This is a genomic window from Ruegeria sp. CDSB136, from assembly GCF_059610965.1.
Window position 1 is genome coordinate 1 of the sequence record NZ_JBXWOP010000046.1, and the last position, 8,456, is coordinate 8,456.

7 protein-coding genes and 3 pseudogenes are annotated in these 8,456 nt (G+C 52.0%); 3 read left to right on the forward strand and 7 right to left on the reverse strand.

Annotated features, from left to right (window positions below; genetic code table 11):
- Window positions 1-16: 16 nt before the first annotated feature.
- The 3 genes from AC2FIR_RS23775 to AC2FIR_RS23785 form a co-directional block, all read right to left on the reverse strand.
- The gene (locus tag AC2FIR_RS23775; protein WP_496763454.1) at window positions 17-778 is read right to left on the reverse strand and encodes a hypothetical protein; all 762 of its coding nucleotides are present in this window, start codon (window positions 776-778) and stop codon (window positions 17-19) included.
- Between the two features lie 95 nt (window positions 779-873).
- The gene (locus AC2FIR_RS23780; RefSeq protein WP_496763458.1) at window positions 874-2,286 is read right to left on the reverse strand and encodes an amidohydrolase family protein; all 1,413 of its coding nucleotides are present in this window, start codon (window positions 2,284-2,286) and stop codon (window positions 874-876) included.
- Complete coding sequence (locus AC2FIR_RS23785) at window positions 2,237-2,638, reverse strand: amidohydrolase family protein (RefSeq protein ID WP_496763462.1); 402 nt, start codon at window positions 2,636-2,638, stop codon at window positions 2,237-2,239. The genes AC2FIR_RS23780 and AC2FIR_RS23785 overlap by 50 nt, the downstream gene beginning before the upstream one ends.
- Before the next feature lie 221 nt (window positions 2,639-2,859).
- Here AC2FIR_RS23785 and AC2FIR_RS23790 point away from each other — a divergent pair.
- Window positions 2,860-3,132, forward strand: a pseudogene (locus AC2FIR_RS23790) (IS6 family transposase); the annotation flags it as partial.
- Between the two features lie 47 nt (window positions 3,133-3,179).
- Here the strand turns inward: AC2FIR_RS23790 and AC2FIR_RS23795 are convergent.
- Both AC2FIR_RS23795 and AC2FIR_RS23800 read right to left on the reverse strand, forming a co-directional pair.
- Window positions 3,180-3,944 (reverse strand): hypothetical protein, encoded by a 765-nt coding sequence (locus AC2FIR_RS23795; RefSeq protein ID WP_496748164.1) that lies wholly within the window; start codon window positions 3,942-3,944, stop codon window positions 3,180-3,182.
- Window positions 3,941-4,819, reverse strand: a complete 879-nt coding sequence (locus AC2FIR_RS23800) for a hypothetical protein (protein ID WP_496748162.1) — start codon at window positions 4,817-4,819, stop codon at window positions 3,941-3,943. The genes AC2FIR_RS23795 and AC2FIR_RS23800 overlap by 4 nt, the downstream gene beginning before the upstream one ends.
- Window positions 4,820-5,244: 425 nt before the next feature.
- On the opposite strand from AC2FIR_RS23800, the gene AC2FIR_RS23805 reads away from it, so the two are divergent.
- Entirely contained in the window at window positions 5,245-6,912 is a 1,668-nt protein-coding gene (locus tag AC2FIR_RS23805; protein WP_496748160.1) for a phospholipase D family protein, read from the forward strand.
- Between the two features lie 506 nt (window positions 6,913-7,418).
- On the opposite strand, the pseudogene AC2FIR_RS23810 reads toward AC2FIR_RS23805, so the two are convergent.
- Window positions 7,419-7,751: pseudogene (locus tag AC2FIR_RS23810) on the reverse strand (integrase core domain-containing protein); the annotation flags it as partial.
- 14 nt (window positions 7,752-7,765) lie between these two features.
- Here AC2FIR_RS23810 and AC2FIR_RS23815 point away from each other — a divergent pair.
- Window positions 7,766-7,900: a hypothetical protein gene (locus AC2FIR_RS23815; protein ID WP_496763464.1), complete on the forward strand. Its 135-nt coding sequence runs from the start codon at window positions 7,766-7,768 to the stop codon at window positions 7,898-7,900.
- On the opposite strand, the pseudogene AC2FIR_RS23820 reads toward AC2FIR_RS23815, so the two are convergent.
- Window positions 7,884-8,387: pseudogene (locus AC2FIR_RS23820) on the reverse strand (transposase); the annotation flags it as partial. The gene AC2FIR_RS23815 and the pseudogene AC2FIR_RS23820 sit on opposite strands and share 17 nt — an antisense overlap.
- Window positions 8,388-8,456 lie beyond the last annotated feature (69 nt).

The window sequence follows — 8,456 nt, forward strand, 5'->3', positions numbered from 1 at the left end:
GCGGAAAAACGCTTGATCAGGTGGCGCAGTCAGGCGACCTTAACGTCAGAACCCAGGCCACTTGGGGAATGTCGGTTGAAGTCTTACCGACAGTCAGGCCAAGCGGTACGGCCCATGCTTCGTCATTGCTCGCCGCGTTCCAATTGTAGGACAACACGTTGTTGTAGCCGAAGTACCAGCCTTCCCCCAATCCATAGGTCAAAATGGGTTGGAGGATCGTCACGTTGAAATCGTTTTCACCCCACATATGGCCCAGCACGCCGCCCCAGGACAAATCTCCCGTTTGTCCAAAAACGACAAATGCGGGACCTGCGCCCCAGCCTGCGCCTTGTAGTGCGTCATTTGTATGTGTAGGCAGAGAAACCTGTAATCCGTAGCCCAAAGCAATCCCGCTTGCCCCAGGTGTCGGCGAATAAAAGGCCTGAATCGTTGAGTCTCCGATACCCCAGGTCAGGTCCTGCTCAGGTGATGGTGTACTGTTGCTGGGCGGTAGAACTGCACCGGGCTGAACACCTTGGATCGGTATGATGCCGCGCAGCACAAGCGTTGCGTCGTTCAAAGGCACCGAGTAGACCGGCTGCAACTGAAAGTTGTAGCTGTCTTCGTCATTTGTACCGGTTCTGAAGGCAATGGTGTTGTCAGTTATCAGTGCCTTTGTATCAGCCAGCGGGTTTGCCGCTTTACGGGCTGCCTGACATGCCGCATCACAGGCCAGCGCGGTATCCGCACCCGAAAATGTCGCTGCAAAAAGTGCGGCAAAAACCACCTTTCTTATCATTTTTTCGTCCTTTCAGATGTTGCATTGATTGTCGACGGCTACAGCAGTCAATAACCTGTTTTGAAACGTTCTTTCGCTACTTCGGTTCGCCTCGTTCATATCCCATCGCGATGCGTAAACTCACCGTTGAGAAGCGTGCCGAGGACGTTGGCTTCAGCAATCATGTTGGCTCCGTCGATCTCGCGAAGGTTCTTCTCCCAGATCGCTATGTCGGCATATTTGCCAACCTCGATCAAGCCGATCACGTCGTCCATTCCCATCTGCCAGGCCGGCGCCATCGTGTAAGCGTTCAAAACCTGGTCGATAGTCATCGCCGGCTGCCGGGGCGGGAACGGTTTAGAGTCGGGGATCGTTGGCTCGACCAGCGTCATGGCCTGCTGCATCAGGTAAGCCGGGTATGCGGCCTCGATGGGCGAACCGGGTGTGTCGCCGGACAGGGAAAGGTTGTCGTAGCGTTGCGCGATCCGCGAATAGTTGCCGTAGACGTTGCGCGCGTATTCTTCCGTCACAACCGAGAAGAGCCCGCTGCCCCCGGGACCGGCGTCGGCTTCATTGTAGAAGACTGGAGTCGCATTGGTCGGGATATTGTGAAGCACAACCGTCTCCAGCGTGTCCTGGTCCATTGACGAGAAGTGGTCCAGACGGTTCCGTGCGTCCGGATAGGTTTTTTTCGCCCCAATATAGATATCCGTAAGACGTTTGACCAAGCGCGCGCCGTCGGCATGGGTGATTACATCAAGACCTGCGTGATTGGCGCGGTTGACGACTTCGAACATCCTGTCCGGGGAAACGCCATATGAGCCCCACGACAACGGATCACCAGGATTGGCCGGCAGATACGGCTCAAGTTGGGTCGCGCCACGCGCCATGATGGCGAGTTCCGGGTGAATCTTTATCTTGTCCACCCGCAGCATGCCGGTGTCATACATCTCACGCATTTCGAGGGCGAAATCCACCACGTCCTGGGGATCGGCGTCCGGTAGCTTGAACATTGGCATGACATTCAGGCGCATCCACGCCTTGCCGCTGTCTACACGGTCTTGCAGAATGGGCATGATTTCCCGCATATCGGCTTTGCCCTGCTCGGTGCTGATCGACACCGCAGGCGTCACCAGCCCTGGCACCATGGCTGTGGTTACCCCTTTGGATGCAAGGTACCCTTGCAGCTTGTCGATCGACTCCGGCACGATTTTCTCGGGATCCCACGCCCCGATATCCGCATAAGCCTGAAAGTAGACAACCTCGACGGGGAGCCCCGTAACATTGCCGTCTACATCGCGGTCCCAATACATCACGCCGGGCTGAAAATCCTGTGTATCATTGTTGATACCAGTCATCTCCATCGCCATGGTATTCAGCGCCGCATCATGGACAAAGTTGCCGATGGCAATGGTCGGGCGCCCCAGGTTCCACTTGTCCAGATCGGCCGCGCGGAGAGCCTCCGATATTGGTCGGCACTCAACCATATCCCACCAGCGGCCCCGTTTTTTTGGGATTGGCTTCGACATGCTCCTTCAGCAACCGTCCGACATCATCAATAGACTGGGCGCTGGTCAAATCTACACCGCTCGTTGTCCATGCAGATGGTACAACGTGGTTGTGAGACTCGATCATACCCGGAGTGACATATTTCCCTCCGAGATCAATGACGTCTGTACCGTCACCGGCATGTGCCTGTACATCGTCGCTGCTTCCGACAAACAGGATTCGACCGTCTTTTATCGCCACAGCTTGGGCCATCGGTTGAACAGGGTTCATCGTTTCAATGGTGCCATTCAACAAGATGCGATCCGCGGATTGAGCAAACGCCGCCGTGGATGCCATCAAAGCAGCACCGAACGTCATGAGAAAAAGTTTCATGTAAATTCCTTTCGGAATACTCGTAACTGGCAGACAGCCAACAACTTGCTGATTTCGCGTCCCGCCACGATTCAGAACGTTCCATTTACCTTAGCGAAAAGTACGTCGTTTCCCAGAAATATTCGCGGACTGTTTACTCCTCTCAATTCCAGGCCCAGAATTCTCTGTGCTGCCGGTATCGCCAAGTTACCTGACAGTCTTTCCCGCGCTATCCGCTTGGAATCAAGATTCCGACCAACATACCTCGCCTGAAGGGTTTTCGCTTTCCTCGTGAAATCATCGCCTACGCAGGTTGGGCCTAACATCGCTTTGCTTTGAGCACCGCTGATGTTTTAGATTTGCTCGCGAAAGGGGGCGTGAATGCTAGCCGAGCGACAATCCGACATTAGGTTTTTCGTTTTGACCAACATTTAGTAGATCGTATTCGACGAGATCGGCCGCGCCCGAACGATAAATGGCACTTGGATGACGTAGTGCTCACGATCTGCGACAGAACCCTGACGAGATCTCTACGGTCGGTAATAAGCTTCGCAACAAAGTCTTACGGCGGGCCTGGGACAACACCTTCCTCTTGTAGTACGTGCAGTATTCCTATGATTGTAGTAGTACTGGTATCAATGGATCCCTTTAGATAGGCCCCTAAACCGCCATCTCCTATTTCACGTGGACCGCCGGATTCATACACCGGATCCAAAGAGTCGAACTCCTCGGGAAAAGCCAGACAAAAAGGTCTTTCGCTTAAAAAGCGTCCCGCGACTTCAAATAGTATAGCGCGCAGGGCTTCGACATCTTCGACAAACCCTTCAAAATCCCGTAATTGCTCAAGTGGTTGAACAACTGCGTCTACAAGCTCGTATGTGACACACTTGTCGCTAAACCGAGCTGTAGCTGAAGCCGAGAAGCCAAAAATCCACTTGTCTGTCGGCTCGCCACGCGCAAAGACGTTCTCCCCTGTCTTGGTGCATTCAAAGAATTGAGTATCAAGTTTCCCACTGAGGGAGACAATTTCATCTTGTGCCTCAACCACAAACTCACTGAGATCGGTTCGGCTTCCGCAGGAGTCTAGGATTGGCTCTTCAGCAAGCATGTCGGGCAATCGGGTCTGCAAGTCGGTAAAATCAAGCACGGCTTCGACACCAACACGTGTTGGCGAAACCGGCGTCACTATCAGGTTGAGACCGTAATCAATCTCAGTTGCACCGACGACCAGAGTGTCCTCTATGTCAAACTCTGCTTGCTGTGCTGCGGAATGGGAAACGAGGCTGATGCTGCCAAAGAGAAACACCGCCAAATGTGTGTATCTCATTGCTGTCCCTCGATAATATCGCTCAGCTCCATTACGCTGAGCAGGTTAACAAGTGTGGTTGCGTCCGTGTCGATCGACCCCTGAATTTCAGCTCCAATGCCACCTTCGCCGATTTCGAGCGCTCGGACGAGTGTGGCTTTCGGTGACACCGGCTTCAGTTCCTTAGGAACCGTCAGGCAAATTGGGTTGGCATCAAAATAGCTTTCGGCTAGCTCGAGAATCTCTGTGCGCGCGCCTTCAATGACACCAAACAATTTCGCAATAGCGCCGGTAAACCCCCGAGGCTTCAATTCAAGTTCAACTACAAAAAAGCGTACACATTGTTCTTCAACGGAAGCTTCGACCTTGGCTCTGGCGTCGATTTCTTGCGTCAGCCAAAGACCGCCACGCACCTCGCCCGAGGTATTCTGGCTACAGGAAAAAAACCGAACAAACATTGATCCACGCAATTCGACGTGATTTTTAATCGCCTCAGTCTCAAGAATCTGAACCGACACTTCTCTCGAGCAATTGTCGTCATAGACACCCGATGCCAGTTCCGGGAAGCGTGCCTGAATTGCCCTGAGGTCGACCATGGCGTTTACTCGTAAACGGGTTTCGGTCGCAGGGCTCAAACCTGCATAAAATGCAACATTGAACATCTCATTGCCAACAGGGACTTCACTGGGCAGTAGAAATTCGATGTCGCCTTTGTATTTCGATGGATCAATTCCTTCGCCATTCTTTGCGTCGGCCAATAGTACCTGAGGACTTAGCTCGCTTGATGGTTTCGGTTTTTCACGCTCACAGGCGGCAAGTATGCTGAACAGAAAAACTACCAAAACTAGAACTGGCGTTGCCCGCTTCACTTTGTCGAATATGACCAAGTTAAACAACCGTCGTGATCCTGTCCTGAAGGTGAAAACCTTTGCACAATATATAGTTGATAGCCATTGACCAGTCGAGGAATATCGGCCCTCCGCTTTATCGTTGGGATTACCACGACAATGCAACAGCCCTCAAATCAGAGCAATTCCCCAAGCCCAAATCTACCCGGGAACTGGCGACCTGATGGGCCAGATATTCCCGAATTGCGGAGGAATCCGTTTTCACGCCCACATTCTCAGACGAGTGGACGGCACTTCAATCCGGATGCCAACCATCTTCTTTGGTTCGATGTAATAGAAGCTGCTCAGACGTTATGCCCTAGCCCAAACAACATCCGAGACCGAAACGATTGACATGTCGATGTCTCAGCCTATCCTCGAAACCCGACCCAAAACAAGGGATCAAGCTGGTGGGCGCTGAACATTAATTTGGGGTGCTGTTTGAAGAACGCGGAAAACACCTTGAGTTTGCAACCAGACTTGCTTTCCATAAACTTTCCGGGCCTGATTTCTTCGGGTCAATTAGGTTGGTTAAGCACAGTCATGTTCATGCCGTAGCTGCTACTGCCCAACAGGTATTACGTATGAGGGTCACACTAAAACTCCTCTTTGGATCTTGTCTGCTGCTCATTATTGGCAGCTGTACTTATGTTCCGTTCGATACACCGAGGGAGAGTTCCCGGGCTATCCCGGCAGACGGAACCCGTGCTCAGAAAATCGTGATTGACCTGACTTGTCAGGACACTCAATTAATAGCAACGGCACCTTTGTTCGACGGCAATGATGCTCTTGGAGCGCGGTTGCGAATGATCGAGACGGCGGAAAGCTCAATTGACTTACAAACTTTTTTAATCAAGCCCGATTTGGCCGGTTCACTGACGTGGCTTGCCCTGTATTCCGCGGCAGAACGCGGCGTGAAAATCAGACTGGTGTTCGATGACGTTTTCACGACAGCACGTGATGATCAGATTGCGTCCCTAAACGCACATCCAAACGTGGAAATTCGCGTTTTCAATCCACTGTCCCGAAACAGTACCGTAGCTGTTAATTTCCTTTTGGATTTCTCCAGAGTAAACCGCCGTATGCACAACAAGGTGATGATCACGGACGGCAGTTTCGCGATTATAGGCGGCAGAAACATTGCGGACGAATATTTCAGTCTAGGAACGCAATACGACTTTGCCGACTTCGATCTCTTTGTCGCTGGCTACCCCGTTCAAAAATTGTCCGAAACTTTTGACACGTATTGGAACGACGCCTGGTCCTTGCCTTTTTCTACTGTCCATGATGGAGACGTTGCCCCTCTGAGCGAGGCATATGAACAGTTTCATGCACGCGCTCTGGATCAAGAAGTTTCTATTTATGAACGGGCTCTGGGTTCTGAGTATATAAGACAGCTCGAAAATGGTCAGGTGCCTGTCCACTTTGGTCGCGCGCGTATCGTAGCCGATGATCCTAAGAAACTTCGCACGCCTTCTGGCATCGGACCTTTTGCGGTAGGGGATGCCTTTTATAACAGCCTGGGACGCGCAGAAAGTAGTGTCACGGTAGTGACCCCTTACTTTATTCCTGAGGATTACGGCACGCAGTATTTGGAAAAGCTGGTCCGAAACGGCATTGATGTTACGATAGTGACAAATTCTCTTGCCTCAACCAACCATCCCTACACCCATGGCCATTATGCAAGGTATCGTAAACGCCTGTTATTGGCCGGGGCAAACTTCTTTGAGGTTCGTGCCAGTACTTCGCGTTCGAATGAGGGAGTGGAAATACCGCTGACCCTTCATACAAAAATTGCTTTGATAGATGGGGCTTATGTTTTCGTGGGATCTGCAAATGTTGATCCAAGGTCCGTTCGGCAGAACTCGGAAATCGGAATGTTGATCCGCAGCCCGAGCCTTGCCGAAGAAATTCAGAAACAGCTGGATGCGGCTCTACCGATCTACACCTACAAGGTGTCGATAAGTGAAGCCGGAAAACTACAGTGGGAAGAAACTGCGTCAAAGAGCAACAAGCTATTGCCTCAAGAACCATCAGCAGGGATCTGGCGCAAATTGATTGCTAAAGTTTCCGGCTGGCTTCCGATTGAAAGCCAGCTTTGACATCGGCTTTCAATAATTTTCCAGCTCACACAGATTCTAAAACCCTTCCCTGCTGAGTCACGACCAGGATAACATCCAGTACTTCGAAAATAGCTGAAAGGTCCGCTTGGAGTTGCAACGTAAGCTGGTCAATCAAACCGGACCTGTCAGATGAGGCTGCTCACCACCGCAGCCAATTTTAGTGCATCTTTCATAACCTAAGTCCTGATATATAAATGTAGAGTCAATCCCTCTGATGTGCTCTTTTTATCATGAGAAAATCGATTAACCAGCTAGTTTTCAAGTGCTTTTTTACCTGCGGCTTGCAAAATAATTGGCAACCTGAACTTATTCACATTCCAAATTTGTGTGCCAACACACAGCGTGAATACACGCTGCATTTGAACTGGCCCACATTTTGACCGGACACCTTGGCCTGACTAAGGAGGGTAGTTGGTGTCGGAGTGACCCAGCCCCCTGATCCGGGCCGTTTGGATGTAGAATCCGTTCGCGTTTCTTTCTGTTGATTAGGTTGCGGTCAAGGCCTGCTGAGCGGAGCCCTCGCGTAGCTCAAGCGAAGCAGGCCGGGTGGCACGGTTGAGATTGGCGTAAACGGCTGGAGCCAGTCCGCCAAGTGCCGTGTGTGGTCTCTGGGTGTTGTAGTCGATCCTCCAGGTTTCAATGATCTTTCGAGCTTCAGCGAGATTGCCGAAGATATGTTCGTTCAGGCATTCGTCCCGCAGCTTGCCGTTGAACGATTCCACAAAGGCATTCTGCATGGGTTTTCCAGGCGCGATGTAGTGCCAGCCGACGAGAGTGTCCGACCTTTTGTGTATGGCTGATCCGGTCCATGCTTCACCGAAAGGAAGCATGAATGAGCATCTCGAAGGAAATCCTGGACGAACTGCTGAAGGGCGTGGAGCGCCCTGAAGACCTGCTCGGCGATGCCGGGCTGATGAAAGAGCTGAAGATCAAGCTCATGGAGCGGATGAACTGCGGGCCAGAATAACGGTGGCAGCCTCATAGAGAAGTCCTCGCAAATGACGGTCGCCGCGTCGGGATATGTGACCCTCATAATCGACTTCTCCGGATTGATAGCGTCGAGGTGTTAACCCAAGCCACGCGCCGACCGAGCGTGACTTTCGAAAGTTACTCGGCTCTTCAATTGCGGTGACAAAGGAGGTTGCCGTGATGGTGCCGACGCCAGGGATAGACATGAGAATTCGACATGCCTGGCTTCGGCGCGCCATAGCAGCCAGCCGCCGAGTGAGTTCCGCGGCACGGATGCGCACACTGCTCCATGTCTGCAGCATTGGAATGACAACGGCGGCGAGTTCGTCCTGATCTGAAAGAAGCTCCCTGACACTGTTTTCGAAGCGGCTTCCCTTTCCCGCGCGAACAATCAACCCAAATGCCTTCATGATGCCGCGGATCTGGTTCGAAAGCTCAACAGAAATCCGAACCAACCGAGTGCGCACTGCTACAAGTTGTCTGACGTCAGCGCCCATGGGACAGTTTAGGTCGATTTGATAAGAGAGGGTTTCTGGCTCATCGTAACCGCCAAG

Coding starts and splice junctions, on each gene's coding strand:
- AC2FIR_RS23775 (WP_496763454.1), bottom strand. CDS start 778: ATGATAAGAAAGGTGGTTTTTGCCGCACTTTTTGCAGCGACATTTTCG.
- AC2FIR_RS23780 (WP_496763458.1), bottom strand. CDS start 2,286: ATGTCGAAGCCAATCCCAAAAAAACGGGGCCGCTGGTGGGATATGGTT.
- AC2FIR_RS23785 (WP_496763462.1), bottom strand. CDS start 2,638: ATGAAACTTTTTCTCATGACGTTCGGTGCTGCTTTGATGGCATCCACG.
- AC2FIR_RS23795 (WP_496748164.1), bottom strand. CDS start 3,944: ATGAGATACACACATTTGGCGGTGTTTCTCTTTGGCAGCATCAGCCTC.
- AC2FIR_RS23815 (WP_496763464.1), top strand. CDS start 7,766: ATGAGCATCTCGAAGGAAATCCTGGACGAACTGCTGAAGGGCGTGGAG.